A 21,206-nucleotide genomic window follows, 5' to 3' on the forward strand; every position below is an offset into this window, starting at 1 on the left:
ACGCTTTCGCACCTCAGTGTCAGTATCAGTCCAGGTGGTCGCCTTCGCCACTGGTGTTCCTTCCTATATCTACGCATTTCACCGCTACACAGGAAATTCCACCACCCTCTACCATACTCTAGCTTGTCAGTTTTGAATGCAGTTCCCAGGTTGAGCCCGGGGATTTCACATCCAACTTAACAAACCACCTACGCGCGCTTTACGCCCAGTAATTCCGATTAACGCTTGCACCCTCTGTATTACCGCGGCTGCTGGCACAGAGTTAGCCGGTGCTTATTCTGTCGGTAACGTCAAGACACCAACGTATTAGGTTAATGCCCTTCCTCCCAACTTAAAGTGCTTTACAATCCGAAGACCTTCTTCACACACGCGGCATGGCTGGATCAGGCTTTCGCCCATTGTCCAATATTCCCCACTGCTGCCTCCCGTAGGAGTCTGGACCGTGTCTCAGTTCCAGTGTGACTGATCATCCTCTCAGACCAGTTACGGATCGTCGCCTTGGTGAGCCATTACCTCACCAACTAGCTAATCCGACCTAGGCTCATCTGATAGCGCAAGGCCCGAAGGTCCCCTGCTTTCTCCCGTAGGACGTATGCGGTATTAGCGTCCGTTTCCGAGCGTTATCCCCCACTACCAGGCAGATTCCTAGGCATTACTCACCCGTCCGCCGCTCTCAAGAGAAGCAAGCTTCTCTCTACCGCTCGACTTGCATGTGTTAGGCCTGCCGCCAGCGTTCAATCTGAGCCATGATCAAACTCTTCAGTTCAAACATCTTTGGGTTTTTAAGAAACCCTAAACTTGGCTCAGCAATCGTTGGTTACATCTTTGATTTCTCGCGGAGTAACTTGTGATGCTGATAATCTTGTTGACTATCAGTCTGACTCCACAAGCACCCACACGAATTGCTTGATTCAGTTGTTAAAGAGCGGTTGGTTAAGATCTTTCGTCTAAACCGAGGCGCGCATTCTACAGCGTCCTCTGTATCTGTCAAGCGGTTATTTTCAGAAGTTTTCAAAGTTTCCTTTGCAACTTCAACCACTTGCGCTTCCGATCTCTCGTTAGCGGGAGGCGAATTCTACAGCGTTACTCGCTGCTGTCAACACCTCTTTTTCTCCGCTTTCGACCGAGAAGATCGAACCGTCAATCAAGCGAAAACACACTGCTCAACCAACTCCTTCTGGGCTTCGATGAACTGAAGCAACTCGCTGTCGAAAACTGCGTAACTCTTTGTTTACCAAGGAGTTTTCCGTTTCGACTGCGCCGGAAGTGGGGCGAATTATAGACTTCCAGAATCTGCCGTCAACCCTTAATTACGCTTTTCTTGCAGAAGATGATTTCTTAGCGGTTAAACGTGGAATTCGGCGGGTTACAGGGGGTAGGCGCAGCACTAATAGCAACAGCCCTATAGAGGCATAGACCGCCCACTCCTTCAGATCGGCACGCACGATCCACAACATATGCAACAGTCCGAGCCCGAGAACTGCATAGGCCAGTCGATGCAACTTCTTCCAGCGAGATCCCAATCGTCGCTGACTGTAGCGATTTGAGGTCAACGCCAATACCAACAAACAAAGGAATCCAAGCGCCCCGACAATAATGTAAGGCCGTTTGCGCAGCTCGACCCCCAACTGGGACCAGTCAAAACCAAGAATGAACGCCGTGTAACCGCTCAAATGCAGAACCACGTAAGCGAAGCACCACAACCCCAATTGCCGACGGACAGCAATCCACCCCGCCCAACCGGTGAGTTTCTGCAAAGGCGTCATGCTCAACGTAACAAGCAGCAGCACAAGCGTCCCCAGCCCCAACCGGTCAACCAGCACCTTGCCCGGATCCGGTCCCAGCACATCCGCCCAGGCCTGATACAGCCAGAGCAATGGCCAAACCGCCGCCGCCACAAAGACAGCCACTCGCCACAACGGATATCGCATCAGTAATTCTTCCGCAGATCGAGCCCTGCATATAAAGAAGCGACTTCGTCCGAGTAGCCGTTGAACATTTGCGTGTCGCGCACATTGGGCTTGAACAGACCACTCGGTAAACGCCGTTCCCGGGCCTGGGTCCAGCGCGGATGATCGACGGTCGGGTTCACGTTGGCGTAAAAGCCGTACTCGTCCGCAGCAATGCTCTGCCAGGTAGTTTTCGGCTGTTCGCTGACCAGACTGATCCGCACGATGGATTTGATGCTCTTGAAGCCATACTTCCACGGCACTACCAAACGCAGAGGCGCGCCGTTCTGGTTAGGCAGCTCGCGCCCATACATACCCACCGCAAGGATCGCCAACGGGTTCATCGCCTCATCCAGCCTCAGCCCTTCTACATAAGGCCAGTCGATCAAGGCGAAACCAGAGCGCTGCCCCGGCATGGTTTTAGGATCCTGCAAGGTTTCAAAGCGAATGAACCTGGCCTTGGAGGTCGGCTCTACTTCCTTGAGCAAAGCCGATAGGGGAAAACCGATCCACGGGATGACCATCGACCAGGCCTCCACGCAGCGGAGACGATAAATACGCTCCTCCAACTGGTAGGGCTTCATGAAGTCTTCCAGCGCATATCGACCCGGCTTACCTACCTCGCCATCGACCACCACGCTCCAGGGTTCGGTTTTCAGCGCGCCAGCGTTGGCCGCCGGATCACCTTTATCGGTGCCGAACTCATAGAAGTTGTTGTAGTGGGTCGCGTCCTTGAACGGCGTGATCGATTCATCCTTGACGTTGACCGCCCCCCACCGGGTAGAAGGAAGTTTCTCGGCAAACCAGGAAGGCGCGTTGCCCGCCTCGACATCCGCGTATCGCACGGCATCTTCCGCATTGGCCCAACGAGGCAAGCTGCTCACCGCCAAGCCGGCAACAGCCGCACCCAGTACATTTCGACGAGATAGATAGAGGGATTCAGGCGTAACGTCCGACTCATGGCAGTCGGACGTCTTGGGGACTTTGATCAGCATGGCAACTCCGCAGCATTGGAGGACAGATGCACCAATAGACTGCGGAGTATGAGGGAAATTACGTGGTTTTGTGCCGACGAAGACGTAACAGATATTGAACCGGACCCGATGCTGCGTAGGCGAGGAACACCAGCAGCAGGATGCGCGGCGGATCACTGAACACGACGGCGAACACCAGCACGACCGCAAGGATCGCCACAAAAGGTACGCGCCCTTTCAGGTCCAGCTCCTTGAAGCTGTTGTACTTGATGTTACTGACCATCAGCATGCCGGCGGCCGCGACCATCAGCGCCACCAGGAAAGACATCTTCGAGCCCTGGATGCCGTAATCACTGAATGCCCAGACAATACCTGCAACCACACCCGCTGCAGCCGGACTGGCCAGGCCGATGAAGTAGCGCTTGTCGGCGGTCCCCACCTGGGTGTTGAAGCGAGCCAGACGCAGTGCAGCGCCAGCGACATAAATGAAGGCGACCATCCAGCCGACCTTGCCCATATCGCCCAAGGCCCAGCCAAATGCCAGCAGTGCCGGCGCGACACCGAAGGCGACCATATCGGACAGCGAGTCGTACTCGGCACCGAAGGCACTCTGGGTGTTGGTCATACGGGCAACGCGACCGTCGAGACCGTCGAGCACCATGGCGACAAAAATGGCGATCGCGGCAAATGCGAAATACTTGCTCGCACCAATCGCATCGCCGGCACTCAAGGCGCTCTGGGCACTCATCGAGTTGATGATGGAGTAAAACCCTGCGAACAGGTTCGCAGTGGTGAACAGATTCGGCAGAAGATAGATACCACGATGCCGGACTTTACGACCTTCAGCGTCATGCCCTTCTTCGATGTGTTCATCGATGGGCAGCAGGCTTTCGGCGTCAGAAGCCTGGTTTGGCTCTTCGGGACGTTCGCTCATGGACATTACCTTGCAACGGGGTGGAAAGTTTCGACAGGTGTCTGGGACGAGGGTTCGGCCGCAAACGATGCAGCTTTATACCAGAACCGGCCTCCCAAACGAAAAAACGCGGCCTGGGCCGCGTTTTCCGTACAAGTGCGCGACTTAGTTTTTGGCTTTGTCGACGATCTTGTTGGCACCGATCCACGGCATCATGGAGCGCAGTTGCTCGCCGATGATTTCGATACCGTGAGCGGCGTTGTTACGACGCTTGGCGGTCATCGAAGGATAGCCGGTTGCGCCTTCGCTGATGAACATCTTGGCGTATTCGCCGTCCTGAATACGTTTCAGGGCGTTGCGCATGGCCTGACGGGATTCGGCGTTGATCACTTCCGGACCGGTCACGTACTCGCCGTATTCAGCGTTGTTGGAGATCGAGTAGTTCATGTTGGCGATACCGCCTTCGTACATGAGGTCAACGATCAGTTTCAGTTCGTGCAGGCACTCGAAGTAGGCCATTTCCGGCGCGTAGCCAGCTTCAACCAAAGTTTCGAAACCGGCTTTGACCAGTTCAACGGTACCGCCGCACAGTACGGCTTGTTCGCCGAACAGGTCGGTTTCGGTCTCGTCCTTGAAGGTGGTTTCGATGATGCCGGTGCGACCGCCACCCACGCCAGCTGCGTAGGACAGTGCAACGTTTTTGGCGTTGCCGGAAGCATCCTGGTAGATAGCGATCAGGTCAGGGATACCGCCGCCCTTGACGAACTCGGAACGTACGGTGTGGCCCGGTGCTTTCGGCGCGATCATGATCACGTCGAGGTCAGCGCGCGGAACAACCTGGTTGTAGTGGATCGCGAAACCGTGGGAGAAGGCCAGGGTGGCGCCTTTCTTGATGTTCGGCTCGATTTCGTTCTTGTACAGGGCAGACTGGAACTCGTCCGGGGTCAGGATCATGACCAGGTCGGCAGCCGCGACAGCGGAAGCAACGTCGGTCACTTTCAGGCCGTGAGCTTCTGCCTTGGCAACAGTCGCCGAACCTTTACGCAGGCCGACAGTGACATCAACGCCGGAGTCTTTCAGGTTGCACGCTTGAGCGTGGCCCTGGGAACCGTAACCGATGATGGCAACTTTCTTGCCCTGGATGATCGACAGGTCGCAGTCTTTTTCGTAATAAACTTTCATGAAATTCCCCTATATATCCAGGCCGTTCAGGCCGTTCGCTAATTTGGTTTAGATGCTGAGTACTTTGTCGCCGCGAGCAATACCGGTTACGCCGCTGCGGACGGTTTCCAGAATCGAGGCGGTGCCAATGGACTGAATGAAGCTGTCGAGCTTGTCGCTGGTACCGGTCAATTGAACGGTATACACGCTAGCGCTGACATCGACGATCTGCCCACGGTAAATATCGGTGGTGCGCTTGATCTCGGCGCGCTGGGCGCCGGTAGCCTTGACCTTGACCAGCATCAGTTCGCGCTCGATGTGAGCACTTTCCGACAGGTCGACCAGTTTGACCACTTCGATCAGCTTGTTCAGGTTCTTGGTGATCTGCTCGATGATTTCATCGTGACCGACCGTGGTCAGCGTCAGACGCGACAGGGTCGGGTCTTCGGTTGGCGCCACGGTCAGGCTTTCGATGTTGTAGTTGCGCTGCGAGAACAGGCCGACTACGCGAGACAGAGCGCCGGGTTCGTTTTCCAGAAGCAGGGAAATAATATGTCGCATGATTAAGTACGCTCCGTCTTGCTCAGCCACATATCGCGCATGGAGCCGTCTTTGATCTGCATCGGGTAGACGTGTTCACCGGCGTCAACCTTGATGTCGATGAACACCAGACGATCCTTCATCGCAAATGCCTGCTCCATCATCGGCTTCAAATCCTTCAAGTCCGTGATGCGCATCCCGACATGGCCGTAGGCTTCCGCCAACTTGACGAAGTCCGGCAACGATTCCATGTAGGAGTGCGAGTGACGCGCGCCGTAGCTCATGTCCTGCCACTGACGGACCATGCCCAGCACGCCGTTGTTGAGCAGGATGATCTTCACCGGCAGGTCATGCTGCAGACAAGTGGACAGCTCCTGGATGTTCATCTGGATGCTGCCTTCACCGGTCACGCAAGCCACATCAGCGTCCGGGAAGCTCAGTTTCACGCCCATTGCCGCCGGGAAACCGAAGCCCATCGTGCCCAGGCCGCCGGAGTTGATCCAGCGGTTAGGCTTGTCGAAGCGGTAGTACTGCGCCGCGAACATCTGGTGCTGACCCACGTCGGAAGCGATGTAGGCATCGCCCTTGGTCACTTCGTGCAGGGTTTCGATAACCGTCTGCGGCTTGATGATGCTGCCGTCCCCTTTGTTGTAAGGGAACATGTCGCGATCACCGCGCCACTCTTCAACCTGCTTCCACCAGGCAGCGACCGAGTCCTTGTTCGGGGTCTCGCCGATTTCCTTGAAGGTAGCGACCATTTCGGTCAATACGCTTTCCACCGGGCCTACGATAGGAACGTCGGCCTTGATGGTCTTGGAGATCGACGCCGGGTCGATATCGATGTGGATGATCTTGGCGCTTGGGCAGAACTTCGACGCGCCGTTGATTACACGGTCATCGAAACGCGCGCCCACAGCCATGATCACGTCCGCATGGTGCATCGCCAGGTTGGCGGTGTAGCTGCCGTGCATACCCAGCATGCCGAGGAACTGACGGTCCGTGCCCGGATAGGCGCCGAGGCCCATCAAGGTATTGGTGACCGGTGCGTTCAGCAGTTGCGCCAGCTCGGTCAACGGCGCAGAGCCGTTACCCAGAATGACGCCGCCACCGGCATAGATGACCGGCCGCTTGGCCGCCAGGAGCATTTCCACCGCTTTGCGGATCTGGCCCGAGTGACCGCGAACCGCCGGGCTGTAGGAACGCAGCTTGGCTTTTTTCGGAAAGACGTATTCGAACTTCTCGGCCGGGTTGGTCATGTCTTTCGGGATATCGACAACGACAGGACCTGGACGACCGGATTGCGCCAGGTAGAACGCCTTTTTCATGATCTCCGGGATTTCCGAAGCATGCTTGATCATGAAACTGTGTTTCACGATCGGCCGGGAGATACCGATCATGTCGGTTTCCTGGAAGGCGTCGGTACCGACCATGGTGCTCGGCACCTGGGCGGTCAGGATCACCATCGGGATCGAGTCCATGTACGCAGTGGCAATACCGGTAATGACGTTGGTCGCGCCAGGACCGGAGGTCACCAGTACGACGCCGGCCTTGCCGGTGGCGCGCGCATAGCCGTCTGCCATGTGAGTGGCAGCCTGCTCATGACGAACGAGAATATGTTGAACGGCTGGTTCTTTGAACAGCGCGTCGTAGATATGCAATGCGGCACCGCCCGGGTACCCATAGATATATTTGACGCCTTCGTCACGCAAGAAGCGGACGAGCATCTCACCGCCAGATAAAAGCTCCACGTTGTTCACCTCTAAAACGCCAGAATACCGCCCACATGAAAGAGGACGGGTCTTAATAGGTTTACTTCTCGGCAGAGCATGAGCGACGGTGGTCGCCGACTACGTCAGCACTGACTGAGCAAGTATTGGGATCGTCCCAAGTGTTGCGGGCCTTTCCCACCCAGCGCGAGGTAACGCGTTGCGGGTGTAACAGGTCGGCGCGGATGTGCGCCTCATGATCTGCCGAGTGGGCCTGCTTCTGGCAGTCCCTCTACAGCGGACTTTGGATTCTTCTGTTTCGTCCCCTGCAAGTCAAGTCGTCAATGTGCTTTATTGAAGTAAGCACATGAGAAAGCAAGAAAAAACCGCTAAACAGCAACTGTGTTAGCTTCAATTGCGCAACCCAATACAAGGAAATGGCATGCGAACGTTTTTCCTGACCGTCAGCCTGCTGATAGGCATCAGCCCTGTGGCCATGGCCGCCCAGATTTACAAATGGGTCGATGAACAGGGTGTTACGCACTTCGATGCGCAACCGCCCCAGGGCCGGGAAGCCACCACCGTGGTCACGCCCTCCCCCTCTGCGGGCAAGCCGGCTACGCTGCCACGCAGCAACGCCATTGGCGATCAACAGGCCATCGACAAGACAGTGAAAAAACAGGTCGCCGAGCAGCAAGCCCAGTTGAAGGTGTTCTGCGAGCAGGCGCGGACGAACCTGGCTCAACTGCAGAACAATCCGCGATTACGAGAGGATGTCGACGGTGAGATGCGCCGCCTGACCGACGAGCAACGTCAGGAGCGCACCGCCGAAGCACAGAGACAGATCAACGAGAACTGCCAGTAGCCTCTGCTCCTTCAAAGGAACGGGTCAGCGAGAGGCAGTAATCAGCAGGTCGAACTCTTTGAGCAGCACCTGCAACTGCCGATCCCTGCCCTGAACATTGCGGGCGGCGAAGACCATTTCGGCCATCTCCTGAATGCCCGAGGCGTTGGGCAACGGCAAATCCTGCTCCAGGATGGTTTTCATGCGAGGCAGGAAAATCCATTGCAGCCACTGCTCGAAATCCAGCGTATCGACCGAAAAGGGCTCGACGCTGGACAGCGCTTCAGCGGAAGGCGAGACATCGTCCCACCAACCCTGAACGCGCAGTTCGCGCTCGATCAAAAGCAACTGCTCGGCAATCTTTGGAAAGCGTGCGTCCATCACGACGAAACCTTGGCCTTCTGACGGGCCAGTGATGCGCCTGCGGAATCACCCTGTTTCTCACGAGCCTGCGCAATCAATTCCCACAGGCTGGCCTGAAGCGCCGGACGACCATTGGCGAAGGTCAGACCACGACGAGCGAACTGCTCGGCTTGTGCCGCATCGCCTTGAGCCATGCGGACCTGAGCCAGACGATAAAGCACTTGCGGCTCACGCGGCGCGACACGTTGCGCGCGCTCGAGACTGGAAGAGGCACCGTTGAGGTCACCACCGGCCTGTTGTTGCTGAGCGGTGGTCAGCAATGCCAGCACCGGGCCGTCGAGCTGTTCGTCGGCAGACAGGCCACCGGCGCTCGACGAAGGAATCCCGCTCGGGGTCGACGGCATGCTGTAGCTGCCCTGATTGATCGGCGCCGACTGAACCGGCGAGGTGTCGATCGGGCCAGGCGTAATCGGCGAGGTACTGATCGGTGCTGAGGCAACTGCTCCGCCACCTGGCACCATGACCACGACGCCGGTGTCACCTTGCGGAATCGCTTGCGTCTGGGCTTGCACAGGACGCTGGGTCGTCGTCTGACGAAATCCGCCATTTGCCGAAACACGTTCACTGTTGGAAACGGCGCTGCCGGAATCCACAACCGGGATCGAACCGCGCTGTACGCTGGAGCAACCGCTGAGCAAAGCCACGGCAGTCACCGCTGGAATCAACCACTTGTTCACTTGAAACCCTCTTTGCTTAATTCATCCAGCCCTTGACCCAATCCATCACCGTTTCACCGTTAACAGGGCTTTCGCCACCGCACGCGGCGCCGGGAGGCGGTTCGCTGCCGCGAATATACGGCATCTGCACGGCGCCTGGGCAGTTGGCATCCGAGCCTTGTCCGGTATGTGAATCGACCCAGGCCTGAACCACATTATCCGGCTGCGGCATGTCCAGCGGCAACGGATCGGCCTTGCGCATGAAACTGGTCCAGACCTGCAACGCGCCGGTGGCACCGGTAAACGGTGTCTTGCCGTTGTCGTCGCGCCCCAGCCACACCACCGCCAGCAAGTCCTGACTGAAACCGGCGAACCAGCTGTCTCGCGAATCGTTACTGGTACCGGTCTTGCCGGCCAGCGTCAGGGTTTTCGGTAACACGTTGTAAACCGAACTGCCGGTGCCTTCACGCATGACCCGCTGCATGGCGCTCTGGATAAGGTAAATGGACGCCGGATCGAAACGCTGCTGAATCTGGAATGGATACCGTTTGAGCGGCTCGCCTTCGGCCGTCAGGACGCTGCGAATCCCGCGCATCGGCGTATTGAAGCCACCGTTGGCGAGCGTCTGGTACATGGTCGCCACTTCGATCGGTGTCATGCCACCCGCACCGAGCAACATCGACGGGAATGCCGGGAACTCGCGACTCACACCCAGGCGAGCCAGCGTCTTCAAGACATTCGGCACGCCCACCGCCAACCCGAGACGCGCCGTCGACAGGTTGTAGGAATGCGCCAGGCCTTGATACAGGAAAACCGTGCCATGGGAACGACGATCATAGTTCTGCGGTTTCCAGACCTGACCATCGGCGCCCTTCACCGAGAAGGATTCGTCCGACAGCCAACTGGTCAACGTGTACTGGCTCGGTTTCTCAAGGGCTGTCAGATACACCGCCGGCTTGATCAGCGAGCCGATCGGTCGCACGGCATCCAACGCCCGGTTGAAACCGGCGAAACTCGCCTGACGGCTGCCGATCATGGCCTGGACCTCACCGGTTTCCGGGTTGGTCACGACCATCGCGGCCTCAACGTCATCGGAGCCTTTGCGTCCGGACAAGCGCTTGAACGTATCGTTGACCGACGCTTCGGCTTTCATCTGCAGAATCGGGTCGAAGCTGGTGAAGATCCGCAGGCCTTCTTCGGTCAAGTCTTCATCGCGATAGTCTTCGCGCAACTGACGTTTCACCAGGTCGAGGAAACCAGGGAACGAGCTGTCGGCCAACTTGCCGCGGGTCGTCACACCCAGTGGCATTTTCTTCGCGGCAGCGACCTGCTCGGCGGTGGCGACGCCTTGCTGCTCAAGCACATCGAGCACCAGGTTGCGTCGCTCGAGCGCCCGCTCCGGGTTGCGACGCGGATTGTAATAGGACGGCCCCTTGACCATGCCCACCAGCATCGCGACTTGATGCAGTTTCAGCTCGGACAACGGCTGCCCGAAGAAAAACTGGCTGGCCAGACCAAAACCATGCACCGCTCGCTGGCCATCCTGACCGACGAACACTTCATTGAGATAAGCCTCAAGAATTTCTCGCTTGTCGTAATGCAGCTCCAGCAACATCGCCATCATGGCTTCGGTGAGTTTTCGGGTCAGGCTGCGCTCGCTGGTCAGATAGAAATTCTTGACCAGCTGTTGTGTCAGCGTACTGCCGCCCTGGGTCATCTTGCCGCCAGAGGTGTTGACCCAGATGGCGCGGGCGATCGACTTCGGCGACACGCCCCAATGGCTATAGAAGTCCCGGTCTTCCACGGCAACCAGGGTTTCCAGCAGATACGGCGGAACCTGATCGATCTTGATCAGAATGCGGTCTTCAAGGTTCTTCGGGTAAATCCCGCCGATCAGCAGCGGCTCCAGCCGCACGACCGACAGTTTCGAACCGTTGGTCGCCGAAAGCTCGGCCACATAATCGCCAGAGAACCGCACACGCACAGGCTGGGCATTCTCCAGCCCTTCATAGAACTGGAAGCCACGGGTATTCAAGTCAACGGTGTTGCCGTTGACCGCTGCCGCGCCGGGGCCGTTGCTCACGCTTTCGCGACGATAGCCCAGGGCATCGAGCTCGGTGAGGAAGTCTTCCTTGCTCAGCTTCTGCCCTGTAAACAGCTCAAGCGGGCGTGCATACACCTTGGCCGGGATGGTCCAGCGCTTGCCGGAGAACTTCTCCTGGACGATGGCATCAAGGTAAACCGCGAATCCGGCGAGCACCACAAGGCCGACCAGACTGAGTTTAAGAGCCCAGCCCAGCCAAGGGCTCAGGCCTCTGGAAGGTGGTTTTTTGGGGGTGCGGGGGGATCGAGTACGAGTCATGGCGCCGGATTATACGCACTTTATTCATACTCAACAGGAGCCCGCCGAGGTTTGCGTCGGGCGGACTTGCGGCCATAATGACCGCCGTGAATTTTCCCAGACTCTGAAGGAACGCTTGTGAGCCAGTCCCTGATCGCCGCCCTGCAAAACCCGGCCCTTTACCCGCATCCGGTAGACGGGTTCCAGGTCATCGAAACCCACATCTCGTGGGTGATCCTCACAGGCCCCTTTGCTTATAAAGTGAAGAAGCCGGTCAATTTCGGCTTCCTCGACTTCACCAGCCTCGATGCTCGCGAGCATTTCTGCGGCGAAGAGCTGCGCCTGAACCAGCGTCTGACCGATGATTTGTATCTCGAAGTGTTGCCGATCACTGGCAGTGCTGAAGCACCGCAATTCGGTGGCGATGGCCCGGTCGTCGATTACGCCCTGAAAATGCGTCAGTTCCCGCAGAGCCAGTTGCTCAGCACGCTGCAGGCCAACGGCGAATTGACCACCGCGCACATCGACGAGATGGCCGTACAAATCGCGCAGTTCCACCTCACCGCGCCAAAAGTCCCTGCCGAACACGAAGCCGGCACCCCGGACAGCGTCATGGCACCCGTGCGCCAGAACTTCGAACAGATCCGCCCGTTTCTGAGTGACAAGGCTGACCTGCTGCAACTCGACGCCCTGCAAGCCTGGGCCGAAAGCAGCTTCGAGCGCCTCAAGCCGTTGTTCGCCCAACGCAAGGCCGAAGGGTTCATCCGCGAGTGCCATGGCGACATCCACCTGGGCAACGCCACCGTGATCGATGACAAGGTCGTGATCTTCGACTGCATCGAATTCAACGAACCGTTCCGCTTCACCGACGTCTATGCCGACACCGGTTTCCTGGCGATGGACCTTGAAGACCGCGGCCTGAAAAGCCTGGCCCGTCGTTTCATCAGCCAGTACCTGGAGCTGACCGGCGATTACCAGGGTCTGGAACTGCTGAACTTCTATAAAGCTTACCGCGCACTGGTTCGTGCCAAAGTCAGCCTGTTCAGCATGCCGGCCGAAGCCGATCCGGTGCAGCGCGCCACCACCCTGCGCCAGTACCGCAACTACGCCAACCTGGCGGAAAGCTACAGCACCATTCCTTCGCGCTTCATGGCAATCACTCACGGCGTTTCCGCTGTCGGCAAAAGTCATGTGGCCATGCGTCTGGTGGAAGCGCTGGGCGCAATTCGCCTGCGCTCCGATGTAGAACGCAAACGCCTGTTCGGCGAGCAAACCGTCGCGAACGATCCGCAAGCCGGCATTTATAGCGCCGACGCCAGCGCCGCGACCTACACCCGCCTGCATGAAATCGCCGCGGTGATCCTGCGTGCCGGCTTCCCCGTCGTGGTCGATGCCACTTACCTCAAGCGCGATCAGCGTGATGGCGCGGCAAAAATCGCCGAAGCCACCGGCGCGCCGTTCCTGATCCTTGACTGCAACGCACCACAAGCGGTGATCGAAAGCTGGCTGGCCCTGCGTCAGGCTGACAAAAAGGATCCGTCCGACGCCAACCTGGCCGTTATCGCCGCTCAGCAAGCCAGTCGTGAAGCCCTGACGCCAGAAGAGATTCTGTGCAGCAAACGCGTTCAGACCAATGAAAGCGGAACCCTCGACACCGTCGTTGCGCAAATTCGCCAACGCTTGCCGGGGCTGTAAGAAAGTATTTCAGCCGTGGAGCCTTCGCCGGCTTCACGGCTGTCAAATAGTGGCACTATACTGGCGTCATAAAACCAACAGGTGATGTGACATGAGCCAGCCCAAACTTCTCGACACCCCGCTTTATGCCTTGCTGCACAAAGATGACATCACAGGTTTCAACAACGAACGTCCAAAAGACGGACCTATCGACATGGTCGGTGGTGATTTCCGAGGCCTGGACCTGCGTGAGCTGAACGCCGACGGCGTCGACTTTACCAATGCCTACTTCCGTTCCGCCGACTTGCGCGGCATTGACTTCACTCATTCCAACCTTGAAGGGGCCAGCCTGGCTCACGCACAGATTTCCGGCGCCTACTTTCCGCCAGAACTGAGTGCCGACGAAATCCTCATGTCGATGAATTTCGGCACACGCCTGCGTTATCGCACCCGTTAAAAACGACCGATAACTGACCTGTCCAGCGCCCCCGCCTTGCGCTGGACTGTGGGCATTTTCAGTCTGGAAAGCTGACTCCCTCCTGCCCGCTCCTACCGTGTTCGCACACTTTTACCCCACTCATTGGACTTGCCTCTTAGAAGCATTTGCTCCGAAACCGACCAAACAATCACGCTTTTCCTACTGATGGCTACACTCCTCAGAAGCTTGCCCACGCACCGTTCGGCCGTCGCAAGGAGGCTTGATGAATGATGAACTGCAGCACCTGAAAAATCTTGGCAAGACGTCGGCGCAATGGCTGCATGCCGTGGGCATCCACAGCGCCTCGGACTTGCGTCGCCTGGGGGCGGTGGATGCTTATCGGGCCGTGCGCACACGCGGGTTTCGGGCATCCAAGGTGTTGTTGTATGCGATCGAAGGCGCGTTGATGGACGTGCACTGGAATGACATTCCTGCAGAGCGCAAGGAAGCCCTGAATAAACAGCTGGAAGCGATCTCGTCACGCCACAAGAATTGAACGGGCACAGCGTGTGCTTGCGGAACACGCAAGTTACGCAGCTGAGCTCACCCTGAAACCCAGTGTTTACGGGGCTTTTCGGCAACCCAAAGGTGATTTTCAAATAAATGAAAAATCAGCGGTTGACTTGGTAATGAGAATCGCTATGATTATCACAACTGGTCGCGAGACTGGTCGATATTTGAAAAGCCCTTGGTTCGGACTCTCAGATATCTCCTCATCAGGCTAATCACGGTTATTTGACCCGGCTCTTGCCGGGTCTTTTTTTGCCTGTGGAAAAGTCCCTTGTTACTTGCCGAACTGCTTGCGCATTTCCGCACAGTAATCCGGCGCTGGCATGGCAGGCGTGTACCAGACGTAATCCGCCATTGCCGCCGTGACCTCACTGCCCTGCTGCGCCAGCATCAATACCGTCGGCGCTTCTGGCGCACCCAGATCAAGTGCGTGAATCGGCACACCCACATCCTTGCGCGCGTGATAAGCGCCGGCAAACAGCAATGCAGGCTTAGGTGCCGCCAGCAACCGCTCGGCCATGCGTCGATCACGTTGTTGCTGGACTGCGAGCATCGCCGGCATTTGCGAGGCCGGCAGCAGGCCGCAATGGGACTCGCTGATCTGGGCCAGTAATTCAGCCTTCACCGCTGCGGTATTGGAACGAGCGCCGCTCAATATCGGCGACTGGGCGTAGAAAGCACGCACCTCGACGGTGTCCAGATTCGCGGCCAGCAGTGGATGCGGTTGGATCAGGGCGAAACGCACGATCGGACCGTAGAGATTCCAGTCCCAGCCAGGCTGCCAGGCCAATGCATCGGGCAGGTCGGCGGGTAGCGTCGAGGCATGACGCACATCATCGACGCGCTGTTGCTGATCCGGCGTGAGCATTTCCAGCAGCAGACTGCCTTGCGGGCGCTGCTCTCCCAGCGCCTGCAATAACCAGCGCTGCAACTCATGGTGATCGCGATTGTCATGCTGCTCACCGACGATCAATCGCGATGGCTTGGCCAGTCGCAGCACCAGCTCCTGCGCCGTCAGTGCCTGGCCGGTGCGCATGTCGCGAATCTCGCCGACAATCGGTGGCGGCGTCGGAACATGCTGACAGGCACTGAGCACCAGCACCGCCAGAATCATCATTAAACGCATGAACTCCCCCTATCGAAAACCTAGCGGGCGATGATCAGCGGATGCCCGCGCTCCGGATGTTGTTGCACCAGTACTTCCAGCCCGAATACGGCCTTGAGCGGCTCAGGGCGCAACACCTGCTCGGGCGTGTCGAGCGCGATCGGGCGCCCGCCTTCGAGCAGCAACAGGCGATCACAATAGCGCGCCGCGAGGTTCAGATCATGCAGGATCACCAGCACCGCCGCACCGCGATCAGCGAACTCGCGCACCGCTTGCAGGGTTGTGTGTTGGTGCAGCGGATCGAGCATCGAAGTCGGTTCATCGAGCAACAGCGTTTGCCCCTCCTCGCCCGGCCAGAGTTGCGCCAGCACCCGCGCCAGATGCACCCGCTGCCGTTCGCCGCCAGACAACGCGAGATAGCTGCGACCACTCAAATGCGCGGCATCGGCGGCCTGCAACGCGGCGGCGACGATTTCATCGTCCCGGACCCGGCCGCTCTGATGCGGCAAACGCCCCATACCGACGACTTCCTCGACGCGAAAAGCGAAGTCCAGGGTCGAGACTTGCGGCAACACCGCCAGACGCTGGGCGCGCTGAGCGCCGGTCCAGTCACGCAGTTCGCGCTCATCAAGCCACACGCTGCCATGATTCGCCGGCAACTCACCACACAAGGCACCCAGCAGTGTACTTTTGCCGGCACCGTTAGGCCCCAGTACACCGAGGACTTCCCCCGGTTTGAGTGCAAGTGTGATGTCCGTCAGAACGATCTTGCGGCCCCGGCGGATTTGCAGATTTTGCGTTCGCAACATCAGGCACGCCCTCGGAGCAACAAATAGAGGAAGAAAGGTGCACCGATAAACGCGGTGACAATTCCGATCGGCAGCTCGGCCGGTGCCAGCGCCAGTCGCGCCACCAGATCGGCGAACAACAGGAGACTGGCGCCCGCCAGCACCGAGGCCGGCAACAACACCCGATGATCGGGACCGGCCAGCAGACGCACCAGATGCGGCACCACCAACCCGACAAATCCGATCATCCCCGCCGCCGCCACTGCCGCGCCGACACCCAACGCCGTGCAGAACACCAGCTCGCGCTTGAGTCCTTCGACGTCGATCCCCAAGTGACCGGCCTCCGACTCTCCAAGCAACAATGCGTTCAAGGCCTTGGCCCGACGCGGCAACCACAGCGCCACGCCGGCGCTGATCAGCAGCAACGGCCAGAGTCGCGAATAGCTGGCGCCATTGAGACTGCCCAGGTTCCAGAACGTCAGCGTGCGCAGGGTCGCGTCGTCCGCCAGATAGGTGAACAGTCCCACTGCCGAGCCCGCCAGCGCCGTCAATGCGATACCCGCCAGGAGCATGGTCGCGACATTGGTTTGCCCGTTACGCCGGCCCAGTCGATACACCAGCGCGGTCACCCCAAGGCCACCCAGAAACGCGCACAGCGATAACAGATAAGGCCCGAAGGATTCCGGCAAACCGCCAAAAACGGAACCGCCGACAATCGCAATCGCCGCGCCCAATGCCGCGCCACTGGAAACACCCACCAGGCCCGGATCGGCCAGCGGGTTGCGAAACAACCCTTGCATCGCTACGCCCGACAGCGCCAGCACTCCGCCCACCGCCAACCCCAGCAGGGTACGCGGCAGGCGAATTTGCCCGAGGATCAGTTCGGCCTGCTCCAATCCGTCAGGCGCAATGGGCAAGCCGATCATGCGCAACGCCGCACGCAAGGTATCGAGCAACGGCAGGCTAACCGGGCCCAACGCCAATGACAGCCAGATCGCCAGCAAACACAGGAGGCTCAGGCCAATGAACAGCGTTCGGGGTTTTACCAGAACGGTCATTGGGCCGCCGTGCCCGGATAGAAGCCGTCACTGATTTTTTTCAACGCCTGCGGCAACCGCGGGCCGAGCCCACCGACCAGCAACGTCGGATCAAGCTCCATGACACGCCCGTCCTTCGCGGCGCGGGTCGAGGACAGAATCGGGTTTTCCTTGAACAACGCTGCACGCGCCGCTTCGCCGACCAGTGCGCGGTCGGCGAACACCAGCACTTCTGGGTCCAGGCTGATCAGGGATTCGTTGGAAAAAGGTTTGTAACCGGTGTGCGTCGCCAGATTGTGCCCGCCGGCCTTCTGGATCAACCAATCGGCAGCGGTGTCCTTTCCGGCGATAAGTGGCTTGCCGCCCGCATGACCGAGCAGCACCAGTACGCCGGGCGATTGTTGCGTCAGTTGTGCCTGGGTGACGCGAATCTTTTGCTGATCGAGTTGCTGCTGATAAGCCTGGAACAATTGCATCGCCCGGTCCTCAGCGCCGAGCAACTTGCCCAAATGCTGCAAATTTCCCTCCAACGTCGGCAGATCCGGCTGGGCCGAGAACAGTTCGACCTGCACGCCCGCCGTGCGGATCTGCGACAGCACCGACGGCGGGCCCATTTCTTCGGTGCCGACCAGAATTTGCGGACGTAGACTCAGCACGCCTTCTGCCGACAACTGCCGCTGATAGCCGATGCTCGGCAATGCCTTGAGGGATTCCGGATGCTGGCTGGTGGTATCGACACCCACCAGTTTCGATTCGCCGCCCAGCGCACTGACCCACTCCGACAAGGCCCCGCCGGCGCTGACCCAGCGTTGTGGCAACTCGGCCGCCGCGGTGTGGTGACTGACGAGGAGTCCGACACACAGTGCGGCAACGCGGGTACTCAGGCGCATAAACAGCTTCCTTTAAAGGTTTTCCCAGGCATTGAAGTGACAGGCCAAGTATCCTCGGCGTCTGGCATCCGCACCCGACGGGCAAGGCAGCCATTTGATAATTGTTTGCATTTGAACGTCAAGCTCGGACATATCCAGTCACGAGCCAGCGGAGTTGAGGATAGACATGAAGTTTCTTTGCGCAGGCTCCGAGCTGGCCGAATCCGGCAGCCGCGGTTTCGACCTCGACGGCCAGAAGCTGTTTGCCGTGCGCCGGGCCGGTCAGGTCTACGTCTACATCAACCGGTGTCCGCACCGTGGCGTCGGGCTGGAATGGACACCCGACCAGTTTCTTGACCCCAGCAACAGCCTGATCCAGTGCGCGACCCACGGCGCACTGTTCTTGATCGAAGACGGCGAATGCGTCTCCGGCCCGTGCGCCGGGCAATCCCTGACCACCGTTGAAAGTCGCGAAGACGATCAAGGGATCTGGATCACTCTTTAACCGCCGAGCACCACCTCCAGACGCCGATCGACCACCATTTCTTCGTGGGTCAAGCGCACGCCGTAGGCCAACACCTCGACCCCGCACGCCACCGCTTCTTGCAAAGCGGCCGCGTAGGCCGAATCGATTTCGTCTGCAGGACGCACGGCATCGATGCCCGTGAGGTTCACGCAATACAACTGCACCGCGCGAATGCCGTCCCGAGCCAAATGCGCCAGTTCCCGTAAATGCTTGGCGCCACGCTGGGTGACCGCATCGGGAAACGCCGCGACCGATGAGCCATCGAACCCCAACGTGACGCTTTTGACTTCCACATACGCCGGCCCGCTCGGGTAATCGAGGCGAAAGTCGATACGACTGCTTTCTTGACCGTAGGCCACTTCACGCTTCAGCTCGGTGAAACCGTTGAGTTCGCTGATGACGCCAGCCCTGAGCGCCTCTTCGATCAAACCGTTGGCTCGCCCGGTGTTCACGCAAAACAGCCGCCCCTGAGGGGTTTCGCCAACTTCCCAGGTGCCTGGCAATTTGCGCTTGGGGTCGTTGGAACGGCTGAACCACACTTGCCCGCCCTCGACCTGGCAATTGAGCATCGAGCCGGTGTTCGGGCAGTGAATGGTCACCAACTCGCCGTGAACGGTTTCGATATCGGCGAGAAAACGCTTGTAACGCCGAATCAGACGACCTTCTTCGAGGGGAGGATGAAAGCGCATCAGCCTTGCCAGCTCTTCAAGCCGCGAGCAATGCGTTCAACCGCTTCCTGCAGGCGCGAGAGACTTTGGGTGTAGGCAAACCGAACGTGATGGCCGGCCTGATAACGCCCGAAGTCGAGCCCCGGCGTGATCGCCAGGTGCTCGGTTTCGAGGAAGTGCCGGCAGAATGCGAAGGCATCGCCACCGAACTGGCTGATATCGGCGTACAAATAGAACGCCCCTTCCGGCTCGACGGCAATACCGAAACCCAGCTCCCGCAAGGCGGGCAAGAGGAAATCACGGCGACGGCCGAATTCGGCGCGACGCTCTTCCAGGATGGCGATGGTCGCGGGCTCGAAACACGCTAGCGCCGCGTGCTGGGCCATGCTTGGGGCACTGATGTAGAGGTTCTGCGCAAGCTTTTCCAGCTCACCGACCGCCGCTTCGGGCGCCACCAGCCAGCCGAGCCGCCAGCCGGTCATGCCGAAATACTTCGAAAAACTATTGAGCACGAAAGCGCTGTCGTCGACTTCCAGCACACTGGCGGCGTCGGTGCCATAAGTCAGGCCGTGATAGATTTCGTCCACCACCAGATGGCCGTGGCGTGCCTTGATGGCAGTCGACAGCCCCGCCAGTTCGTCGCGGGTCAGGATCGTCCCGGTCGGGTTGGCCGGCGATGCCACCAGGGCGCCGACGCTGTCGTGATCCCAATGACGGGCGACCAAGTCCGGTGTCAGTTGATAACGCACGTCCGGCCCCACAGGCACCAGCTGCGCAGCGCCTTCCACCAACCGCAGGAAATGCCGGTTGCACGGGTAACCCGGGTCCGCCAGCAGCCAGTGCTTGCCCGGATCCACCAGCAAGGCGCTGGCCAGCAGCAACGCGCCGGAACCGCCGGGCGTGATGAGGATTCGCTGTGGGTCGATGTTCAAACCGTAACGCTGCTGATAGAAGCTTGAAATCGCCTCGCGCAGCTCAGGAATGCCGCGGGCGGCGGTGTAACGGGTCTTCCCCGCCGTCAGTGCAGCCTGGCCGGCCTGGATGATCGGCTCGGCGGTGGTGAAGTCCGGCTCGCCGATTTCCAGGTGAATCACGTCGTGGCCAGCGGCTTGCAGTTCATTGGCCCGCGCCAGCAGCGCCATGACATGGAACGGTTCGATTGCGCGACTGCGGGCACTGTAGGACTGAGCCATTAGCCTTCCTTCAACGGGAAAAAAAACCGATTCTACCCAAGCGCAGGAACGAGCGAGAACCTAAAGCGGTCAGACGCGTTAAGACCCTGGCCACAAACGACTCATGCGAGTGCGCAAGGTTTGACTAAAATCATTAATTGATCAGGTCTCCAGCACCACCAGACAAGGGTTTGCAATCATTTGCAAGCCCCTCGGGCCACTACCTCGACATCCGGGAGTAGCGCGGTCCGATTTGATCTGGTAAGTTCGCCCGCTTGCAGCCGCAGGGCCGGCAGGTGTCGGTGATGGAGCAATCCTGCGCAGATGGATTACAAGAGTAGAGGCGGTCCATTTCATGCCCACCCAAGCAAAGCAGCAAAACCAGTCGATCAGCGGCTTCGAACCCTACAAAGAAGTTAAGGGCGAGGAGTACATGGGCAAACCCATGCGCGCTCACTTCACCAAGATCCTGAACAAGTGGAAACAGGACTTGATGCAGGAAGTCGACCGCACGGTTGATCACATGAAAGACGAAGCGGCCAACTTCCCTGACCCGGCAGATCGTGCCAGCCAGGAAGAAGAATTCAGCCTTGAATTGCGCGCCCGCGACCGTGAGCGCAAGTTGATCAAGAAGATCGACAAGACGCTGCAATTGATCGAAGACGAAGAATATGGCTGGTGCGAGTCCTGCGGCGTCGAAATCGGCGTCAAGCGACTGGAAGCCCGCCCTACCGCCGATATGTGCGTTGACTGCAAGACCCTGGCGGAAATCAAGGAAAAGCAAGTCGGCAAGTAATCTCGACTTGAACGAAGAACGGAGCGTGCGAACGCTCCGTTTTTGTTTCTGATATTTGTAGCGTCTTCGGAATTGT

General features: G+C 58.7%; 21 protein-coding genes and 1 rRNA gene (1 of these 22 running past the window's edge). 6 read left to right on the plus strand and 16 right to left on the minus strand.

What is annotated here, in order from left to right:
* The 7 genes from J2Y86_RS13290 to J2Y86_RS13320 all read right to left on the minus strand — a co-directional run.
* Positions 1–766: ribosomal RNA gene (locus J2Y86_RS13290) — 16S ribosomal RNA — on the minus strand (it extends 771 nt beyond the left edge of the window).
* 544 nt (positions 767–1,310) lie between these two features.
* On the minus strand, positions 1,311–1,931 hold the full coding sequence (gene msrQ / locus J2Y86_RS13295) for a protein-methionine-sulfoxide reductase heme-binding subunit MsrQ (RefSeq protein WP_253431972.1): 621 nt from the start codon (positions 1,929–1,931) through the stop codon (positions 1,311–1,313).
* Positions 1,931–2,944, minus strand: coding sequence for a protein-methionine-sulfoxide reductase catalytic subunit MsrP (gene msrP, locus J2Y86_RS13300; RefSeq protein ID WP_253431976.1), 1,014 nt, complete (start codon positions 2,942–2,944; stop codon positions 1,931–1,933). Before msrP ends, msrQ begins: the two co-directional genes overlap by 1 nt.
* A gap of 58 nt (positions 2,945–3,002) precedes the next feature.
* Positions 3,003–3,857, minus strand: coding sequence for a CDP-diacylglycerol--serine O-phosphatidyltransferase (gene pssA / locus J2Y86_RS13305; RefSeq protein WP_253431979.1), 855 nt, complete (start codon positions 3,855–3,857; stop codon positions 3,003–3,005).
* Positions 3,858–4,001: 144 nt separating this feature from the next.
* Positions 4,002–5,018 carry a ketol-acid reductoisomerase gene (ilvC, locus tag J2Y86_RS13310; RefSeq protein WP_007948647.1) on the minus strand — a complete coding sequence of 339 codons (1,017 nt, stop codon included), beginning with the start codon at positions 5,016–5,018 and terminating at the stop codon, positions 4,002–4,004.
* A 48-nt stretch (positions 5,019–5,066) separates the two neighbouring features.
* Positions 5,067–5,558 (minus strand): acetolactate synthase small subunit, encoded by a 492-nt coding sequence (gene ilvN / locus J2Y86_RS13315; protein ID WP_003205610.1) that lies wholly within the window; start codon positions 5,556–5,558, stop codon positions 5,067–5,069.
* Positions 5,559–5,560: 2 nt separating this feature from the next.
* Positions 5,561–7,285, minus strand: coding sequence for an acetolactate synthase 3 large subunit (locus J2Y86_RS13320; RefSeq protein ID WP_253431983.1), 1,725 nt, complete (start codon positions 7,283–7,285; stop codon positions 5,561–5,563).
* Positions 7,286–7,685: 400 nt separating this feature from the next.
* On the opposite strand from J2Y86_RS13320, the gene J2Y86_RS13325 reads away from it, so the two are divergent.
* Positions 7,686–8,108: a DUF4124 domain-containing protein gene (locus J2Y86_RS13325; RefSeq protein WP_253431986.1), complete on the plus strand. Its 423-nt coding sequence runs from the start codon at positions 7,686–7,688 to the stop codon at positions 8,106–8,108.
* 24 nt (positions 8,109–8,132) lie between these two features.
* Here the strand turns inward: J2Y86_RS13325 and J2Y86_RS13330 are convergent, their stop codons facing one another.
* From J2Y86_RS13330 to mrcB, 3 genes are read right to left on the minus strand one after another with little or no spacing between them, the layout of a single operon-like run.
* Positions 8,133–8,468, minus strand: coding sequence for a YqcC family protein (locus tag J2Y86_RS13330; protein WP_084323068.1), 336 nt, complete (start codon positions 8,466–8,468; stop codon positions 8,133–8,135).
* A complete protein-coding gene (locus tag J2Y86_RS13335) occupies positions 8,468–9,187 on the minus strand; it encodes a tetratricopeptide repeat protein (protein WP_253431989.1) in 720 nt (239 codons plus the stop codon). The genes J2Y86_RS13330 and J2Y86_RS13335 overlap by 1 nt, the downstream gene beginning before the upstream one ends.
* Before the next feature lie 16 nt (positions 9,188–9,203).
* Positions 9,204–11,528, minus strand: coding sequence for a penicillin-binding protein 1B (gene mrcB, locus J2Y86_RS13340; RefSeq protein WP_253431992.1), 2,325 nt, complete (start codon positions 11,526–11,528; stop codon positions 9,204–9,206).
* A 117-nt stretch (positions 11,529–11,645) separates the two neighbouring features.
* On the opposite strand from mrcB, the gene J2Y86_RS13345 reads away from it, so the two are divergent.
* The 3 genes from J2Y86_RS13345 to J2Y86_RS13355 all read left to right on the plus strand — a co-directional run bounded on the left by J2Y86_RS13345 (position 11,646) and on the right by J2Y86_RS13355 (position 14,155).
* A complete protein-coding gene (locus tag J2Y86_RS13345; protein ID WP_253431995.1) occupies positions 11,646–13,202 on the plus strand; it encodes an AAA family ATPase in 1,557 nt (518 codons plus the stop codon).
* A 91-nt stretch (positions 13,203–13,293) separates the two neighbouring features.
* On the plus strand, positions 13,294–13,638 hold the full coding sequence (locus J2Y86_RS13350; protein ID WP_253431999.1) for a pentapeptide repeat-containing protein: 345 nt from the start codon (positions 13,294–13,296) through the stop codon (positions 13,636–13,638).
* Between the two features lie 244 nt (positions 13,639–13,882).
* Positions 13,883–14,155 (plus strand): TfoX/Sxy family protein, encoded by a 273-nt coding sequence (locus tag J2Y86_RS13355; RefSeq protein WP_007971093.1) that lies wholly within the window; start codon positions 13,883–13,885, stop codon positions 14,153–14,155.
* 288 nt (positions 14,156–14,443) lie between these two features.
* On the opposite strand, the gene J2Y86_RS13360 is transcribed toward J2Y86_RS13355, so the two are convergent.
* Genes J2Y86_RS13360 through J2Y86_RS13375 form a run of 4 tightly spaced genes read right to left on the minus strand, consistent with a single transcriptional unit; the run spans position 14,444 to position 17,989 of the window.
* Positions 14,444–15,295 (minus strand): ChaN family lipoprotein, encoded by an 852-nt coding sequence (locus tag J2Y86_RS13360; protein WP_253432004.1) that lies wholly within the window; start codon positions 15,293–15,295, stop codon positions 14,444–14,446.
* Between the two features lie 20 nt (positions 15,296–15,315).
* Positions 15,316–16,083, minus strand: a complete 768-nt coding sequence (locus J2Y86_RS13365) for a heme ABC transporter ATP-binding protein (protein WP_253432006.1) — start codon at positions 16,081–16,083, stop codon at positions 15,316–15,318.
* Positions 16,083–17,066, minus strand: coding sequence for a FecCD family ABC transporter permease (locus J2Y86_RS13370; protein WP_253440274.1), 984 nt, complete (start codon positions 17,064–17,066; stop codon positions 16,083–16,085). The genes J2Y86_RS13365 and J2Y86_RS13370 overlap by 1 nt, the downstream gene beginning before the upstream one ends.
* Before the next feature lie 50 nt (positions 17,067–17,116).
* On the minus strand, positions 17,117–17,989 hold the full coding sequence (locus J2Y86_RS13375) for a heme/hemin ABC transporter substrate-binding protein (RefSeq protein WP_253432008.1): 873 nt from the start codon (positions 17,987–17,989) through the stop codon (positions 17,117–17,119).
* A 166-nt stretch (positions 17,990–18,155) separates the two neighbouring features.
* Here J2Y86_RS13375 and J2Y86_RS13380 point away from each other — a divergent pair, with 166 nt between their 5' ends.
* Entirely contained in the window at positions 18,156–18,473 is a 318-nt protein-coding gene (locus J2Y86_RS13380; protein WP_253432012.1) for a Rieske (2Fe-2S) protein, read from the plus strand.
* Here the strand turns inward: J2Y86_RS13380 and sfsA are convergent.
* Positions 18,470–19,183 carry a DNA/RNA nuclease SfsA gene (gene sfsA / locus J2Y86_RS13385; RefSeq protein ID WP_253432015.1) on the minus strand — a complete coding sequence of 238 codons (714 nt, stop codon included), beginning with the start codon at positions 19,181–19,183 and terminating at the stop codon, positions 18,470–18,472. The two genes, J2Y86_RS13380 and sfsA, sit on opposite strands and share 4 nt — an antisense overlap.
* Positions 19,183–20,355: a pyridoxal phosphate-dependent aminotransferase gene (locus J2Y86_RS13390; RefSeq protein WP_253432017.1), complete on the minus strand. Its 1,173-nt coding sequence runs from the start codon at positions 20,353–20,355 to the stop codon at positions 19,183–19,185. Before J2Y86_RS13390 ends, sfsA begins: the two co-directional genes overlap by 1 nt.
* A 334-nt stretch (positions 20,356–20,689) precedes the next feature.
* On the opposite strand from J2Y86_RS13390, the gene dksA reads away from it, so the two are divergent.
* Positions 20,690–21,130: an RNA polymerase-binding protein DksA gene (gene dksA / locus J2Y86_RS13395; protein ID WP_007902025.1), complete on the plus strand. Its 441-nt coding sequence runs from the start codon at positions 20,690–20,692 to the stop codon at positions 21,128–21,130.
* The last annotated feature ends 76 nt before the right edge of the window (positions 21,131–21,206 follow it).

The sequence above is a fragment of the Pseudomonas migulae genome, assembly GCF_024169315.1.
Taxonomy (GTDB): domain Bacteria; phylum Pseudomonadota; class Gammaproteobacteria; order Pseudomonadales; family Pseudomonadaceae; genus Aquipseudomonas; species Aquipseudomonas migulae_B.

Coding starts and splice junctions, on each gene's coding strand:
- J2Y86_RS13360 (WP_253432004.1), bottom strand. CDS start 15,295: ATGCGTTTAATGATGATTCTGGCGGTGCTGGTGCTCAGTGCCTGTCAG.
- ilvN (WP_003205610.1), bottom strand. CDS start 5,558: ATGCGACATATTATTTCCCTGCTTCTGGAAAACGAACCCGGCGCTCTG.
- ilvC (WP_007948647.1), bottom strand. CDS start 5,018: ATGAAAGTTTATTACGAAAAAGACTGCGACCTGTCGATCATCCAGGGC.
- J2Y86_RS13390 (WP_253432017.1), bottom strand. CDS start 20,355: ATGGCTCAGTCCTACAGTGCCCGCAGTCGCGCAATCGAACCGTTCCAT.
- J2Y86_RS13325 (WP_253431986.1), top strand. CDS start 7,686: ATGCGAACGTTTTTCCTGACCGTCAGCCTGCTGATAGGCATCAGCCCT.
- msrQ (WP_253431972.1), bottom strand. CDS start 1,931: ATGCGATATCCGTTGTGGCGAGTGGCTGTCTTTGTGGCGGCGGCGGTT.
- J2Y86_RS13380 (WP_253432012.1), top strand. CDS start 18,156: ATGAAGTTTCTTTGCGCAGGCTCCGAGCTGGCCGAATCCGGCAGCCGC.
- J2Y86_RS13375 (WP_253432008.1), bottom strand. CDS start 17,989: ATGCGCCTGAGTACCCGCGTTGCCGCACTGTGTGTCGGACTCCTCGTC.
- J2Y86_RS13355 (WP_007971093.1), top strand. CDS start 13,883: ATGAATGATGAACTGCAGCACCTGAAAAATCTTGGCAAGACGTCGGCG.
- J2Y86_RS13365 (WP_253432006.1), bottom strand. CDS start 16,083: ATGTTGCGAACGCAAAATCTGCAAATCCGCCGGGGCCGCAAGATCGTT.
- mrcB (WP_253431992.1), bottom strand. CDS start 11,528: ATGACTCGTACTCGATCCCCCCGCACCCCCAAAAAACCACCTTCCAGA.
- msrP (WP_253431976.1), bottom strand. CDS start 2,944: ATGCTGATCAAAGTCCCCAAGACGTCCGACTGCCATGAGTCGGACGTT.
- J2Y86_RS13350 (WP_253431999.1), top strand. CDS start 13,294: ATGAGCCAGCCCAAACTTCTCGACACCCCGCTTTATGCCTTGCTGCAC.
- sfsA (WP_253432015.1), bottom strand. CDS start 19,183: ATGCGCTTTCATCCTCCCCTCGAAGAAGGTCGTCTGATTCGGCGTTAC.
- dksA (WP_007902025.1), top strand. CDS start 20,690: ATGCCCACCCAAGCAAAGCAGCAAAACCAGTCGATCAGCGGCTTCGAA.
- J2Y86_RS13330 (WP_084323068.1), bottom strand. CDS start 8,468: ATGGACGCACGCTTTCCAAAGATTGCCGAGCAGTTGCTTTTGATCGAG.
- pssA (WP_253431979.1), bottom strand. CDS start 3,857: ATGAGCGAACGTCCCGAAGAGCCAAACCAGGCTTCTGACGCCGAAAGC.